This window comes from Vibrio sp. 10N.261.55.A10, assembly GCF_041470825.1.
Lineage (GTDB): Bacteria > Pseudomonadota > Gammaproteobacteria > Enterobacterales > Vibrionaceae > Vibrio > Vibrio crassostreae_C.
Genome location: NZ_JBFRNC010000060.1, coordinates 47,892 through 63,253 on the forward strand (window position 1 = coordinate 47,892; position 15,362 = coordinate 63,253).

Annotated in this window: 15 protein-coding genes and 2 tRNA genes; 9 read left to right on the top strand and 8 right to left on the bottom strand. The window is 44.4% G+C overall.

The features are described 5' to 3' along the window. Positions 1–229: 229 nt before the first annotated feature. Positions 230–1,114, bottom strand: coding sequence for an AraC family transcriptional regulator (locus AB4274_RS18450; RefSeq protein WP_017062661.1), 885 nt, complete (start codon positions 1,112–1,114; stop codon positions 230–232). Between the two features lie 193 nt (positions 1,115–1,307). On the opposite strand from AB4274_RS18450, the gene AB4274_RS18455 reads away from it, so the two are divergent. From AB4274_RS18455 to AB4274_RS18480, 6 genes are all read left to right on the top strand, one after another. Then, the gene (locus AB4274_RS18455; protein ID WP_372103299.1) at positions 1,308–2,456 is read left to right on the top strand and encodes an iron-containing alcohol dehydrogenase; all 1,149 of its coding nucleotides are present in this window, start codon (positions 1,308–1,310) and stop codon (positions 2,454–2,456) included. Between the two features lie 225 nt (positions 2,457–2,681). Beyond that, positions 2,682–3,428, top strand: a complete 747-nt coding sequence (locus AB4274_RS18460) for an amino acid ABC transporter ATP-binding protein (protein ID WP_102333483.1) — start codon at positions 2,682–2,684, stop codon at positions 3,426–3,428. Beyond that, the gene (locus tag AB4274_RS18465) at positions 3,428–4,225 is read left to right on the top strand and encodes an amino acid ABC transporter permease (protein ID WP_372102936.1); all 798 of its coding nucleotides are present in this window, start codon (positions 3,428–3,430) and stop codon (positions 4,223–4,225) included. Before AB4274_RS18460 ends, AB4274_RS18465 begins: the two co-directional genes overlap by 1 nt. Before the next feature lie 12 nt (positions 4,226–4,237). Then, positions 4,238–5,047 (top strand): transporter substrate-binding domain-containing protein, encoded by an 810-nt coding sequence (locus AB4274_RS18470; RefSeq protein WP_017067595.1) that lies wholly within the window; start codon positions 4,238–4,240, stop codon positions 5,045–5,047. Positions 5,048–5,175: 128 nt separating this feature from the next. Beyond that, positions 5,176–6,102 carry an amino acid ABC transporter permease gene (locus tag AB4274_RS18475; protein WP_372112873.1) on the top strand — a complete coding sequence of 309 codons (927 nt, stop codon included), beginning with the start codon at positions 5,176–5,178 and terminating at the stop codon, positions 6,100–6,102. 191 nt (positions 6,103–6,293) lie between these two features. Continuing rightward, positions 6,294–7,238, top strand: coding sequence for an ADP-ribosylglycohydrolase family protein (locus AB4274_RS18480; RefSeq protein ID WP_372112875.1), 945 nt, complete (start codon positions 6,294–6,296; stop codon positions 7,236–7,238). A gap of 63 nt (positions 7,239–7,301) precedes the next feature. On the opposite strand, the gene AB4274_RS18485 is transcribed toward AB4274_RS18480, so the two are convergent. After that, positions 7,302–8,183: a LysR family transcriptional regulator gene (locus AB4274_RS18485; RefSeq protein ID WP_017064462.1), complete on the bottom strand. Its 882-nt coding sequence runs from the start codon at positions 8,181–8,183 to the stop codon at positions 7,302–7,304. Positions 8,184–8,285: 102 nt separating this feature from the next. Here AB4274_RS18485 and AB4274_RS18490 point away from each other — a divergent pair, with 102 nt between their 5' ends. Continuing rightward, positions 8,286–8,897: a LysE family translocator gene (locus AB4274_RS18490; RefSeq protein ID WP_102333477.1), complete on the top strand. Its 612-nt coding sequence runs from the start codon at positions 8,286–8,288 to the stop codon at positions 8,895–8,897. A gap of 68 nt (positions 8,898–8,965) precedes the next feature. Here AB4274_RS18490 and AB4274_RS18495 read toward each other — a convergent pair whose 3' ends face one another. From AB4274_RS18495 to AB4274_RS18520, 6 genes are all read right to left on the bottom strand, one after another. Further along, positions 8,966–10,153, bottom strand: coding sequence for a DUF1501 domain-containing protein (locus AB4274_RS18495; protein ID WP_102333476.1), 1,188 nt, complete (start codon positions 10,151–10,153; stop codon positions 8,966–8,968). A gap of 8 nt (positions 10,154–10,161) precedes the next feature. After that, positions 10,162–11,523, bottom strand: a complete 1,362-nt coding sequence (locus AB4274_RS18500) for a DUF1800 family protein (protein ID WP_372112877.1) — start codon at positions 11,521–11,523, stop codon at positions 10,162–10,164. Between the two features lie 140 nt (positions 11,524–11,663). Next, the gene (locus tag AB4274_RS18505) at positions 11,664–12,116 is read right to left on the bottom strand and encodes a GNAT family N-acetyltransferase (protein ID WP_372082883.1); all 453 of its coding nucleotides are present in this window, start codon (positions 12,114–12,116) and stop codon (positions 11,664–11,666) included. Between the two features lie 46 nt (positions 12,117–12,162). Continuing rightward, positions 12,163–12,585, bottom strand: coding sequence for an N-acetyltransferase (locus tag AB4274_RS18510; RefSeq protein ID WP_017067098.1), 423 nt, complete (start codon positions 12,583–12,585; stop codon positions 12,163–12,165). 99 nt (positions 12,586–12,684) lie between these two features. After that, a complete protein-coding gene (locus AB4274_RS18515) occupies positions 12,685–13,023 on the bottom strand; it encodes a zinc ribbon domain-containing protein YjdM (RefSeq protein WP_004731484.1) in 339 nt (112 codons plus the stop codon). 179 nt (positions 13,024–13,202) lie between these two features. Further along, positions 13,203–14,366: a threonine/serine exporter family protein gene (locus AB4274_RS18520; protein ID WP_004731486.1), complete on the bottom strand. Its 1,164-nt coding sequence runs from the start codon at positions 14,364–14,366 to the stop codon at positions 13,203–13,205. A 525-nt stretch (positions 14,367–14,891) separates the two neighbouring features. On the opposite strand from AB4274_RS18520, the gene AB4274_RS18525 reads away from it, so the two are divergent. Continuing rightward, positions 14,892–14,966, top strand: a tRNA-Gly gene (locus AB4274_RS18525). Between the two features lie 38 nt (positions 14,967–15,004). Further along, a tRNA-Gly gene (locus AB4274_RS18530) sits at positions 15,005–15,079 on the top strand. Positions 15,080–15,362: the final 283 nt, after the last annotated feature.

Consider the following 15,362-nt stretch of genomic DNA (forward strand, 5'->3'; position numbering starts at 1 on the left):
TGAGTTTCTCCCCTATACCTGTGCATAAACTCTTAGGCTATTTAATTAATTATTTTCGAGAGCTTATTTTATATAAGTACGTTAATAATATATTCGAGAATCAAATACCTACAATCTGACAATGCCTATGATTAGATACATTTACTCATATAATTCAACAAATATGAGCAATCGTCACCATAGCTTTTGGCATTATAGCTCTCAACACATAGTTTCGTTGAAAGAAGAACTAAACCGCTCTTGGAGTAGTATTGAAGTGGCGCTTAAATTCGCGGCTAAATTGAGATGGGCTGGAGTAACCGACTCGACGTGCAGCATCACTAATACGAAGGCCTTCTAGTTGAATCAGCTCTTTCGCTTTGTTGAGCCTAACCTTCTTCAAATATTGCAGTGGTGATTCAAAAGTGACATTACGGAATGCATAGTGGAAGGCAGACACGCTCATGTTGGCTTCGTCAGCCAGCGATTGAACAGTGATGGTTTGGTCGTATTCTTCATGCACTTTAGACAGCGCTTTAGCGACACGTGCGTAATGGCCATCATGATGAGCTAAATCAAACAGCACACGCCCTTCTGAACCGGTTAATGCGCGGTAGACAATCTCTGTCACCATCGCATCGCCCAATATATTGGCTTCAATGTCGCAATGCAGCGTTTTCACCAACCGGGTAAAGCTCTCTAGCATTTGCTCTTCCATCGGCGTCGATTCTAAGCCACTCGAGTTCTGTTTATGCTTGTTGCAGTAGCTCTCTAGAAAGCCTTGGTCTTCGAGCTTTTTGACTAAGCTATGCAAACGTTGAGAATCAATGCTTATCGACAAACCAAGCAATGGTTCGCCATTAACAGGCAAGGCTTCGCACTCTAACGGCATTGGCACACCCACCACAAGATAATCACCTGCAGCGTAAGTCACTGGCCTTTCACCAATGTAGATGTTCTTTTTGCCCTGTCCGAGCATGATAATGCCAGACTGGTAAGTAAATGGCTGACGCTGATTCCCGCCACTGCTTCGATACAACCACACACCGCTAATTTCAGTTTCTCTGATCCCTTCAAGGTCATCCCAACCTTTGTGTTCAACATAAGACTGTAATAACTGAGCGAGTGTTTTCATAAGTGGCGACTTTCCATTCTAAGTGCTAAGAGTAAGTAAGCTAAAGCAGAGGAAGAATATCAAGTTTGTAGAAATAGGCAATTTATTTGGAGGAACAGCTCTTCATTGACCTAGATTACTGTACTAATATGCAAATATAGAAATTGAGCAATAAACCAAAATAACAAATTTCGCTTTACACAAGGAATCTCTGATGCAATTTACTTACGTTAACCCTACTGTTATCCATTTCGGTCAAGGCCAAATCAACGCTATCAGCCAAGCGGTTGATACTTCAAAGAAAGTACTAGTCATCTATGGTGGCGGCTCAATCAAGAGCAACGGTGTTTACGACCAAGTTGTAGAGTCTTTAAAAGATCACTCTTGGATTGAGTTCTCTGGCGTTGAAGCAAACCCAACCAAAGAGACGCTAGACAAAGCAGTCGCTCTTGTTAAAGAAGAAAACGTAGAGTTCATTATCGCTGTTGGCGGTGGTTCAGTAATCGACGGTTCTAAATACGTTGCTGGAGCGGCTAAATACGACGGCGACGGTTGGGATATCCTAACGGGCAAACACCAAGTAACTGAAGCGACGCCAATCGGCGCGGTACTGACTCTTCCTGCGACAGGTTCTGAATCTAACATGGGCGCGGTAATCACGCGTAAAGCGACTCAAGAGAAACTGGCATTCATGAACCCTGCAGTACAGCCTAAGTTTGCGGTTATGGACCCAGATGTAATGAAGTCTCTACCTGAGCGCCAGCTGATCAACGGATTAGTTGATGCGTGGGTTCACGTATGTGAGCAATACATCACGATGCCAACAGACGCAATGGTTCAAGACGGTTACGCAGAAACACTGCTTAAGAACCTACTTGTACTGGGTAAGCAATACGACGAGCGTGACAACGATGCATGGCGTGCAAACCTAATGTGGACAGCAAACCAAGCGCTTAACGGCCTGATTGGTACAGGTGTTCCTCAAGATTGGGCAACTCACATGATTGGCCACGAATTCACTGCACTATGGCACGTAGACCACGCACGTTCGCTTGCGATTGTTCAACCTTCACTACTTCGTAACCAAATCGAAGCGAAACGTGGCAAGCTAGAGCAAATGGGTCGTAACGTATTTGGCTTAGAAGCGGGTGCTGATTTAGCAGAACGCACAATCGCTGCAATCGAAGCGTTCTACCACAGCCTAGACGTAGCAACCATGTTCGACGGCTACGAAACAAACAAAGCAACGGCGATTGACAATGTTGTTGCTCAACTTGAATCACACGGCTACCTACAACTTGGTGAGAACCAAGCAATCACGCCAGAGAAAACACGTGAGATTCTAGAGTCTGCGATTCACTAAGAATCGGGAAAATAGAGAGAAAGTAAAGATATTGGTCATACAACGATGAATTTTCACATCTGACTGAACCCATTACTTTTTTCTTTCGTACAACAGAAGCAGCGTTCATTTTGGGCGCTGCTTTTTAATTTGCCCTACAAGATGCTATTAAATTCTCATAAGTCCCTAATTTTATGTGCAATCATATTTCTATATTGTTAAGGTAAACCTGTCTCTTTACTAGGTATGAACAACGATTTGAACAATCTCAAGGAAATGGTTAAGTTTAAGTCACTTAACAAGTGGTATGGTGATTTTCATGCCCTAAAGGATATCGATTTAAATATTGAACAAGGAGAGATAGTGGTGATTTGCGGGCCGTCTGGTTCGGGTAAATCAACATTGATCCGTTGTATCAATCAGCTAGAACCTTTCGAAAGTGGCGAACTTTCCGTGCTAGAACAAGTACTCCCGAGTAAGTTCAACACACCGGGCCAAGTCGGAATGGTGTTTCAGCACTTTCATTTATTCCCCCATCTTACCGTGCTTGAGAACCTAACTCTGTCGCCAATTCGTACGCTTAAAAAAAGCAAACAAGAAGCCGAGAAGATAGCAATGCACTATCTAGAGCGTGTGCACATTGCAGAACAAGCCAACAAATACCCAGTGCAACTTTCTGGCGGCCAGCAACAACGCGTGGCTATCGCCCGTTCCCTGTGTATGAAGCCGGAATTACTCTTGTTTGACGAACCCACTTCAGCGCTTGATCCGGAGATGATCAACGAAGTGCTCGATGTGATGGTTGAACTGGCGAGCGAAGGCATCACTATGGTGTGTGTGACCCACGAAATGGGCTTTGCAAAACAAGTGGCCGACCGCGTTATCTTCATGGATGAAGGACAAATTGTGGAATCGAATACTCCACAATCGCTTTTTGAAACCCCTCAACATGAACGTACTCAAGCGTTCCTAAATCAGATCCTGACTTATTGATGTTGATTCGAATTATTAAACCCGCCCTATCTGCTTTGGTACAGATTGTTGTACTGGCGGCTGCTGTTGTTTGGATTCTCGACTCTGGTGCACAAACCATGGGATACAGCTGGCAATGGGAGCGTGTGCCGGACTATATTGCTTTCTATGAAGATGGTGAATGGTGGCCTGCAGAATTAGTTGAAGGGCTACTAGTTACCATCAATATCTCTTTGATTTCTTTGGTTGCAACGCTGGTGATTGGCTTAACCACAGCCCTATTGCGAAACTCCAATTCGGTGGTTGGACGCACCTTAGCCACCAGCTATGTTGAGTTGATTCGTAACACGCCGTTATTAGTACAAATTTATTTGCTCTATTTTGTATTTGGCCCCGTATTAGGGCTCGATCGCTTTAGTACTGCCGTTTTGGCCTTGGCACTTTTCCAAGGTGCTTACACCGCCGAAATCTTCCGTGCTGGTTTAAATGGTATTGCGAGAGGACAATTTGAAGCAGCTCAATCTTTGGGTTTATCAAAGACCTATACTTACTGGGATGTGATTCTTCCTCAGGTGGTGCAACGCACCTTGCCACCTTTGACTAATGAAGTGATCTCTCTTATCAAAAACTCTTCGATTGTGAGTGTCATGGCTATCTTTGACCTAACAACCGAAGCCAGAAACATAGTTTCTGAAACCGCGATGCCATTTGAGATTTGGTTCTCTGTGGCGATCATTTACCTTGCACTTACACTTTCACTTTCTGCCGTTGCAGCTTGGCTTGAGCATAAGCTCGGAGCTAACTGGCGAACACAATAAGGATTTATCAGCATGAAGCTATTTAAAACCGCAATTACAGCCCTACTTGCGCTTGCCGTCAGTTTGCCTGCACTTGCTTCTGAAACGCCTAACCTAGACAAAATAAACGAACGTGGCTCTCTACGCGTTGGTATGTCGACATTTGTTCCTTGGGCGATGCGTAACAAACAAGGCGATCTTGTTGGCTTTGAAATCGATGTAGCAAAACGCCTTGCTGAAGATTCTGGCTGGAAAGTTGAATTCGTACCGACGGCATGGGATGGCATTATTCCTTCTCTACTTTCGAACAAGTTTGATGTAATCATTGGCGGTATGTCTATCACTGAAGCTCGCGCTAAAAGCGTATTGTTCACTGAACCTTACTCGCACTCTGGCGTTCAACTGGCAGCGAATAAAGAGCTAGCAGAAGGTTTTACACAAATCTCTGATTTTGATTCTCGCCGTGTAAAAATTGCAGCGCGTCGTGGTGCATTCACAGTGCAAGTAGCTCGTGAAACCTTCCCTAAAGCGAAAGTTCTACAGTTCGATGACGATGCTCAAGCATTCCAAGAAGTATTAAACGGCAACGCACACGCGGTTATCGCGTCTAGCCCGAAACCAGAACACGAAGCGATTAAAAACGCAGACACGCTATTTATTCCATTCGAAGAACGCCTATCAAAAGGTAATGAAGCATTTGCAGTTCGCCTAGGTGAAACTGACAAGACAGAATTCTTCAACGAGTGGATCAAAGCACGTACTGAAGACGGTTGGTTGAAAGAGCGTTACGAGTACTGGTTCTCTACTCTAGATTGGCAAGACCAGATTGCTCAAGGTCAGTAATCAGAACTTTTGCTAGTGAATCGAGGCAGTGCATTGTTTGCGCTGCCTTGTTAAAAACAACGAGATAGCTATGACCTCATAGCCACCTCTCACAACACATCAATTATTATCGTTTAAACAGGAATGACGTGAGTAGTACTAGCGCATTAACAACACCTAAGCCCAACGTTCATATGAAGCCTTGGTATCAACGCCTTAACCTTTTAGATGGCGTGTTACTAGCTGTCATTTGTGTGTTTGCAGGCTGGCTTTATTATCGTTCCGCTGTTGGTATTAACTACCAGTGGCGCTGGGAAGATGCGTTTACCCTGATTTTCATTCCGCCTTCTCAAGGCAATATTCCTTACTTTTTCCAAGGCTTGATCGCGACACTGCGCTTGAGTGTTTGGAGTATGGTGTTAGCACTCTCTTTTGGTACATTACTTGGCGTTGCAAGGCACTCTAAAATCACTTTCTTTCGTACCCCTGCACTGATTTTTATCCAGTTGGTTCGAAATATTCCGCCGCTGGTGTTTGTCTTCATATTCTATTTTTTCGTTTCAAACCAACTGATTCCATTACTTGGTTTAGAAAGTATCTTGCGTGAACATAATGGCGAGATTAACGCAGTTCAAGGTTTCCTGTTCGGCCCAGCTAACCTTTGGGAAAACTTGGCGTCTGGTGTTATCTGTATCGGTTTGCTCTCTTCGGCTTACATCGCAGAAGTGATTCGAGCTGGCTTAGAAAGTATTCCAAAAGGCCAATGGGAAGCGGCCGATTCACTCGGCTTATCGGCATTGTCTAAGTATCGATTTGTGGTTGGCCCGCAAGTATTAACGGCCATCACACCGCCATTGGCTGGCCAAGCAATCTCTTTGGTTAAAGACACGTCGATTGTGTCTCTGATTTCTATCCAAGAGATGACTTTCGTTGGTACTGAAATGGCAAACTCGTCAGGTTTGATCTTCGAGATCTGGCTGATTGTAGGCTTCGTATATTTTGCTTTATGCTTTGTGCTTTCGCGTCTGTTCAAAGTGATTGAGCAACGTTCTAGTGCTTACCTTAACCATCAGTAACGTCATTAATAAGAAGTACCGACTCGCCCAGCTATTCACGCCCTTATCCATTTCACCTGATTGGTTTAAGCTATTGACCAATAAGGACTTATCCCTTCATATTTCTTCTCAGAAACACAGCAAAATGCTCGCCTAATCACTATACTTAAAGTATCGAACTACGTTGATTCTTCTCAAGGACATCACTCAACATGGACAATCATAAAGAAAGAGCTTTTTACGCCGTTGTTGGCGCATTGGTTGGAGACGCCGCTTCAATGGGGCTGCACTGGCTGTATGACCAAGAGAGGATCTTACACGTAGCGGGTTTTGAGCCAGAATTTCGCTCACCGAATCAGTTCGATTATCAAGACAAGGGCTACTTTGCGCACCAAGGAAAAACCGCTGGCGACCAATCGCAATACGGTGCTCAGTTATTGGCGATGGTCGATAGTTTAGTCGACAACCAAAAATACGATGAAGCGAGCTATATTCAACATTTCCGAAAATGGTTTGATTTCGGTGGTAGTTGGCAAGGCTACATTGATAAAGCGACGCGCATGAGCTTGCTGAACATCCATCAATTAGAACTAGAGGACGCCCCGATTACTGCCTGTGGCGCAGACGATACGCAGCTCCCCACAGTCTCAAAGATCATTCCATTAATCGCATGTACTTATACTTCTCACACCTTACCAGCAATGGTAGAGAGTGCGGTACGAGTGACCAACAACAACGACAAAGCCGTGGAATGGGCACAAGCCATCACCCTACTGATTCAAGCCGCGATACAAGGCAATTCACCATTACAATCAGTAGAGATGGTACGACAAACCTGCAGCAAGTTTATACACGATCAAATCGATGAAGCCCTCTCAGCGCCTGAGCTTTCAATAACAGATGCCGCGAAAAAGTTCGGGTTGCATTGCGAATTGAGTGCCGCGTTCCCGCTGCTGATTCGCATCATTGCTGGCGCTCAGAGCTTTAAACAAGGTATCCGCGACAACATTTTATGTGGGGGCGATAGCTGCGGGCGTGCAATTGTAATTGGCGCGGTATTAGCGGCGTGTTTCTACGAGGAAGATGGAGGCATTCCAACCGAATGGCTAAAACAAGTCGAACTCAATGGCGGTGTGCTGTCTTTGCCTATTGAGTGATTTCCACAACAACGAACTAGAGCCTGACATAAGACAAGCACACTTCTAGGTCGGATGTCGTTCCTATAAAGTTGGAACACACTGCGATAACTCATTCTTCAGCCAAACAACAAACGGGCTTTCTGGCTCTTCATGGTTGCTATCTTGCGTGAGCAATATGTACTGGTGACCAGAAGGTACGAAGCCAAACGGCGCGATCAAGTTACCTCTTTCAAGATCGTCGGCGACAAGTGGATAAGACCCAAGCGCTATGCCTAACCCATCGACAGCCGCCTGAAAGCAAAAGTAGAAGTGTGCAAATGTTTGGTTCGCTCGAGCTTTTGACCACTCTCCACCATTAACTTTATCTATAGTGATAGCACCCCAATGACTCCAAGCATCTGGCCGTGTACTGCTGTGCAGTAATTTCACATCATCTAAGTTATCTTTTACCTGCTGCCAATAACCCGGGGAACACACAGGGCCTACCCACTCTTCAACTAGCGGTATCTGTTCGTAACGCTCGGTTAATTTAAAGTCATCTCGGCGAATCGCCATATCGAGCCCTGTCGCATTCAAGTTCACAGGCCCACCAGCAGTCGACAATCGAACATCAATTCCGGATTCGTTATAGAAATCACCGAGTCGAGGCATTAACCAACGCATGGTCAATGTGGGTTCGCATGAAACTTCCAACGCTTGATGATTCAGCTGATTAAGCTTATGGACTCCAGTCTCCAAGGCTTGGAACGCTTGCTCTGTGTAACCTTTGAGTAATTCCCCTTCTTTGGTGAGACACACATTCCTGCCCTGTTTGTAGAACAAAACTTGGGATAAGTGATTTTCCAATACCTTGATCTGCTTACTCACCGCGCCATGTGTGATATTGAGTTTATCCGCCGCTTCACTGTAACTACTCGAATGCGCTGCTACGTGGAAAATATGAAATGCTTTCAAATGTCTCATGTGTGATTTTTTCTCACAGATAGGTAGAATTCATTTCGATTATAGGCAGCAATAAAAACCCATACAATGCTGGCTCATCAAATATAAAGAGTTGGAGTCATTATGGAGTGGTTAAGCCTAGCAGTATTGGGACTATTGATTGTTATCAGCCCAGGCGCTGATTTCGTTTTAGTTTTGAAAAACAGTGTCAATCAAGGAAGACAAGCAGGGATTTGGACTGCAATCGGTGTGAGTTTAGCGATTTGTGTTCACATCAGTTATTCAATGCTTGGGATCAGTTACTTAATCTCACAGAATGAGCAGCTGTTTGACATGATTAGATACGCAGGTGCAACCTACCTTATTTATCTAGGGCTAAAAGGTATCTTGAGTGCGGACAACAAGCTTGCACCGATGGAAGATGCAAAGCAAAGCACCAGTGTTTGGCGCTATTTAGCCCAAGGCTTCTTATGTAACGTGCTCAACCCAAAAACCATGTTGTTCTTTTTGAGCATCTTCAGCCAAGTCATCTCACCTGATGCAGAAAACCAGCATGTCGCGCTCGGCTATGGGCTTTACATGATCGTTCTTCACGGTTTATGGTTTGGCGTTGTCGCTATGCTGTTTACTTCGAATACATTGCAAAAGCATCTATTGAGAGCAAAGAAAAGGCTTAATCAAGCATGTGGATTTGGCTTAGTGACGTTCGGAGCACTGTTGGCGATTAAATCGTAAACAAGCGAGTCACAAATAGAGAGCGATTCAAACGACTGAATCGCATCTAACTGGGTCTTGGTAAAACTCTAAACAAGATTCATCGGTCTAATATCGGCACTATCAGGGAAGATAGCGTTGAGTTGTTTCACTTCTATCGATAAATGTCGGTTGAGCACACCCTTGATAACCGAACGCATATCAGTCGTTGGACTAAGGTCTCGGCCTTCATATAGCTGGCTTTGGCTCAAGCCCGGCCAATTGGTAATAACCTTACCACCCGCTCCTTTCAACGATGGCAGCGCACCACCCGCAACAAACATGACGTTGCCAGTGCCATGGTCGGTGCCTTTGGTGCCGTTTTCTTTTGCTGTTCGACCAAATTCACTGGCCGCGATGATCACTGTCTTCTGCCAACGATCACCTAGTGAAGCTTTGAGAGCCGCTAACCCAACATCCAAAGTTTTAAGCTGATTACTCAACCGTCCATTTACGTTGCCTTGATTGGCGTGAGTGTCCCACCCACCGAGTTCTAACGCTGCGATGTTTGGTCCGTTATCAGCCGACAATATGTCGCCTGTTTTACCCATCAATGATTTAAACTGTTTGCCGACACCTTGGTCGCCTACCAGTTGATCTATCTTCATGACACTTTCAAAGTTTGAAGACAGCATTTGGTCACTTTGAAACAACTCTTCCAGCAGTTCCGTTTGTTTATCACGTGTTTTTAAGCGGTTTGGGTACCAACTTGCAACGGTCGATTCGCCCTGCATGATGAGTGGTAAGCCCGAATCAATCGCTATTCCATCGTATTTTTCTGAGCTCAACGTGAGTAAACGGTTAATCCACCCTACGGTGTTAAACGGGTCGGAAGTGCCATTCTCCAATATCTTCTGTCCATCAAAATGTGAGCGCTCGCGATAAGCGGTTGAACAAGCGTGTACAAAGCTGAGTTCGTTACTCTCATACCATTGATGGCATTGCTTTAGGGATGGGTGAAGCCCAAAGAAATCATCCAACTTCACTAGCTGTTCAGGTTTTAATCCGATGTTGGGTCTCAAATTAGAGTAATCCGGATCGGCATGCGGCACTACAACATTTAAACCATCCATCGCGCCACGCAGTGATACCCAAATGAAGATATTGTCTGAACCTGTTTTGGCAAAGCTTGGAAATGGCAGCATCGCACTGACGCCAACAGCCGCCGCAATACCCATGAACTGGCGGCGGTTAATACTATGTGGCGCTTTATTCTGAGAACAATCTGACTTTTTCATACCCACTCCTAACGATATTGAAACTGCGGACTTAGCCACAACAGGGAAAGTTGCATTGCAGCGCTGTCGGCTTTGTTCAATACAATTTGGGTGTGTTCATCAATAGCATCGTCATATAAACCCGCGATCACTTTATCCACTACCGCTTTCGGCTTAACTCCTGACGCTTTAGCCGATTTTATTGCAGCAGACGCAAGCCTATTCGCAACTTGCATACGTTGAGTCAACGCCGAAGGGCTATTGTAGTCTCTGTCTTGATCCGACCAGCCTGCAGGTGAACCCGGTTTAAAAGGAGGCTGCCCTAAATTGTTGAGTGCATTGAATGCCTGTTTCTCGTTTAAAGAAATATCGGCACTACGAAGAACGGCAAACAGCCACTCCTTCGGCGGTCTAAAACGATTAGGGTTAGGTTTACTCGCCTCAGCACTGTTCAATAACAAGCGATAAACAGGCAGTAAATTCCCCTCGCCTCTCAGATATTCAGCAACCATTTGCTCTGAGAGTTCTTTAGGTATGTCGCCAATGAAATGCTGGCACAGCTTACCAACCAAGTACGCAGCAGTGTCTTTGTGGGTCGCTAAGGTTTTTAAACACGACTCTCCTTGCGAGACGCCGGATTGAGAATAAGCCTTTCCAAGCAGTGTGATACTTCCTGGCTCATGCAGGTTATTAGCAAATCGAAACCCAGCATCAGGAGATTTGAATTTAATGCCCCAGCCTGAAATCGCTTTTGCTAAGGCAATGACGTCTTGCTGAGTGTAAGAACCGTCAACGCCAAGAGTGTGGAGTTCTAAGATCTCACGAGCGAGGTTCTCATTGAGCCCCTTATTACGGCGCTTTCCGACTTTTGAATTGGGACCAATCGAGAGTTGATTGTCGAGATACAGAAGCATCGCAGGATGTTTAGAAGAAGCCATCAGCATCTCGCCAAAGTTACCATTCCAATGCTGGCGAACCACATCGTTTTCAATGCTGGCGGCCAAGGGCATCAGTTTTCGATTATCGACCGAGATGGCGAAGTGATTGCTCCAAAACTGAATGATGCGCTCTTGAAAACCATAAGGAGTTTCAACACTTTGTAGGTGGCGAGCTTGAGCTTGTTGTCGATACTGCGTTCGAAGAAAAGACTGCGCTTCTTTCTTCGTGGCTTGCATCTGTTGTTCGTCACCCTTGGCCTTCATTCGTTGTACACGATTCTCTCCTACTTTAATCAGAGTAGATTCAGTACTCGGTAAGTCTTGTATAGCTTGGTGAACGAATGGCTTTTTATCCAACTGTTCTACAGGAGAATAATAGGTTGTTTGACCTAGTTTTGGCCCAAAGCCAAACCTTTGTTCACCCACGATTTTTGAAGTCGGGTAATAATTCATTGCACACTCCCTTACGCTCGATCTTTTCTAAGTGTAATCGCTTAGTCATCAAGCATAGGGAGCTTTACAAGGTTTTACGTTAGATAAGTGTCAGGTGCCTATCAAGTTACCGACACGGTGTGATCATTTTGAATGAGTGTCTATTTACGCCACATATAGACAAACTGCTCGTTCTGAGAGGTGATTTCAAAGCCAAACCTCAAGTACAACTCCCCAACTCGATTACCTTTTAGGTAACAAAGTTCGACGGGTTTATTGAGGCTGTCAGCCTTAGTTAAGCAATCTTTCAGTACTTGGCTACCAATGCCCTTTCCATGATAATCAGGCAGTAAGAAGAATCGGCAAAAATAGAAGTGTTCGCCTTTGTCTTGCAACAACACACTGCCAATCGCCTTGCCTTGATATTCAATGATTTCAGGTCGTTCTTCTGCCCACTCTTCGGCGTGTATATCTCGTTGAATTTGCTCATCCCAGCCAAATACGGCTTTGATCGGTTCAAACTCAGCGGCTTTCTTGAGCTCAAACAGAAATTCATAATCTGATGACTGAGCAGCTCTTGTTGAATGCGAAAGAGCAGCTTTAACCATGTCCATATGATGTTGATTCCTGTTACTTTTCTACCGGGTTTAGTTATCAAGCTTAAGATAAGTGCATGGTGTATTCTTGATGTCCTGTGTGCTCATCAGTTTGTTCGCTCACAATAGAGAAACCTTGAGACAAGTAGAACTCAATGGTCGCTTGGTTCTCTTTATACACATTCAAAGACAGATTCGGGCATTCAAGCTTCGCGTGTTGGATAAGTTGCTTACCAACACCACAGCCTTGATGCTGTGGGCTCACAAATATCGCCGCTAAGATACCTTCATAAAGCGAATAAAAGCCACAAACCTCACCGTCTACTTGATACACGTAAGTTATTGATGCAGGAATGTATATGTCGCGCATATTACCTACTTGAGACTCCCAGAACTCAGGAGCCACAAAGTCATGCGCCTTGATCGAGGCGGTTAACCAAATATCTAAAACGACCTCAATATCAGCTGGGTTGTACTCTCTAATCATCTTAATTCTCTAAAATTATTGCGTTTTAATATGCGAATAAGTATGTCGAGAAGCGACTTAAACTTATTGAAGATTTACGACAATTATTTGAAACAATGGTTACTGCTTCTTAACGTACTTCGCCGTAACCAGCATTTCACCGCCACCATCCAGCTTGCAATCTAGTTGGTGATCTTTGCCTTCATTGATGCGTCGAATCACAGCTTTAGTACCAATTTTCAATACGCTAGAACTGCCTTTAATTTTTAGATCTTTAATGAAGGTAACTTTATCGCCACTTTCCAATACAACGCCATTCACGTCCTTAACACGCGCGGCTTCTCTTTCTAAACGCTCTTCTTCTGGGTTCCATTCGTAGGCGCACTCAGGGCAGATTAGGTTGTTTTGGTCTGGGTAAACATATTCAGATTGGCATTGCGGGCAAGGAGGTAGAGACATACGTTAATACTTAATTTAAATAGAATTTGTTCCATTTTAATGGCTCTTGTCAGGCTTAGCGAGCATAAATCTAACAAGTTTTACGGAGAGCTAATTGTCTTCAAAAAAGAGCAGCACCTAAAACGAACAAACACAGCCGCTAAGCTGTGTTTGTTTAAAGGTTTGAAAAGCGGAACGGCTTAACGTTCGACTTTTGGTGAGTAAATCGAGTAAGCGGTGATTTGCCCTGCCACGATTGCAGAGAACATGAATAACGCCGACAAACCAATACTAGGAATAGGCAGAATCGACTGTTCAAACACCGACTGGCTGGCACTTACTAATACTCGGCTACCCGGAACCAAGATGATGATCCCTTGCACGATATAAATAGAGCCCGTGAGCTCCATCTTCTTGGCAATCCAAGTCCCGTACAAAGTAATAAGAACCGTCGTAACCCAAGTACCGACAACCCAACCACTATCAAAACCTAGATAGAACGGGCCCCACATACCGAGAACCGCTACTGGTAAACCAAGTAAGATGTCTTTAGGTCGCGCATTGAACATCACACCGATAGAAACAGAGATCAGCACCAAGCCAGATATGTGCATCCACATCGGTACCGCATTGGTATAGTCGATGGAGACCGCTTGTCCCCATATCGCTTCACCGATGTTGAGCCCCATGATAATCCCGACAAACAGCTTAATCAGGGTTAAGGCGCTCTGCCCTAGCAAGCTGGTACCAGAAACCAAGTCATTAAACGCCAAACATTCTAATGCGTTAGCTATGGATAACCCGGGGACAAACAAGACAATCGAGGCGATACACAACGCCCACACCGGAATCGGCAACCCTGTACTCGCCAGAAACGCCACGAAGATACCGGTTAGCAGTGCCGAGATGAACTCAACCGCGATAGCACGACGTGAATGAAGAACTTGCTGACATACCCACACCATCAAACCCAATAACGCAGAAAAGCCCACCGCTTCCAACGTACTGCCCACCAGCATCAAATAAGCAGGCGGAATACCCATATTGGCAAGTGCAGTCACAAATTTTGAGTAACCGACAGGTTCTGGTACAGGCTCACTGCTTGGCTGGTTAATACGAATGATCGTATTGGCCAACAAACTCAGGTTAATTGACGCAGGCTTTAGACGCTTAAGAATAACGGCGTTGTTATCGTCTGGAAATTGATAGTTAATCGCAGTTGGCGTTGCTTGGATCATCACATCCACACCATGCTTTTTTGCATAGAATTGAGTGTATTTCTCTAGCTTGTAAGGAGCACAGCCACTGCGGTGAAGAGTGTCACCAATTTCAACAATTTTGTTAATTCGGAACTGAGAAGGCATGGGAATTTTAGGGGAGACAAAATGTGCGGCAAATGTACCAAACGATAGACGGAATGACGAGACTTTTGCGTGAATTATCAACTGAACTCGTTACTTTTTTCTGCAAAGGCTTATAAGTGCCTATAACTCTACTCATTTGGGATTAGTTTACTGAATGTTTTGACAGGCTGATAAGTTAAATTTATGCATTCAGATTGTTATTAGTGGACGCCAAAACACAAATAAAAATCAGTTTATGTTAACACTCCAAATTCCTTAATTTTCATGAGATTTATGACAACTAAGCACCACCAAAGCGTGTTTATAAATTGACTCGGATTTATCGCAAAAAGCAGCATGACATCTACTAATATTTCTCGCCCTCCTTTTAACGAGATTTTAGTCACGTTTTATTCACTCTGAAAGCGCCGAACATGATGGAAAAACTAGCGGAGTGGTGGTTATGCGAGCACTTAGAATAAAAATGAAAGAAAAAGGTTTCGTTTTCAGTTAGATGTGGCATTATCAAACTCGTTAAGACGATGTGCGTGCATCGTATAATGGCTATTACCTCAGCCTTCCAAGCTGATGATGCGGGTTCGATTCCCGCTGCACGCTCCAAGTCTCTTAACGCCTCAGTCTGACTGATAAGACAGTGTGCGTGCATCGTATAATGGCTATTACCTCAGCCTTCCAAGCTGATGATGCGGGTTCGATTCCCGCTGCACGCTCCAACTTCTCCTTAAGCTTCATTACGCACTTTCTTCCAGCGACACCCTATTCAAAAATTTTCGCCGTTTGCTAAGTCCATAATCATTAAATCTATACTGACTAAACTTATTTTATTTAAGCTTAGATTGACGAATCAACGCTAAGTGACCAACCAAAGCTATTAACTCCTTAATTCGCTTCGTATTTCTGACACCTATCCAAATCACACATTGCAGTTCAGCTTTTAATGATTTTCAAAATTGTTCCAATTTAATAATCTTGGTCAATATCTGCAAAAATCATTGT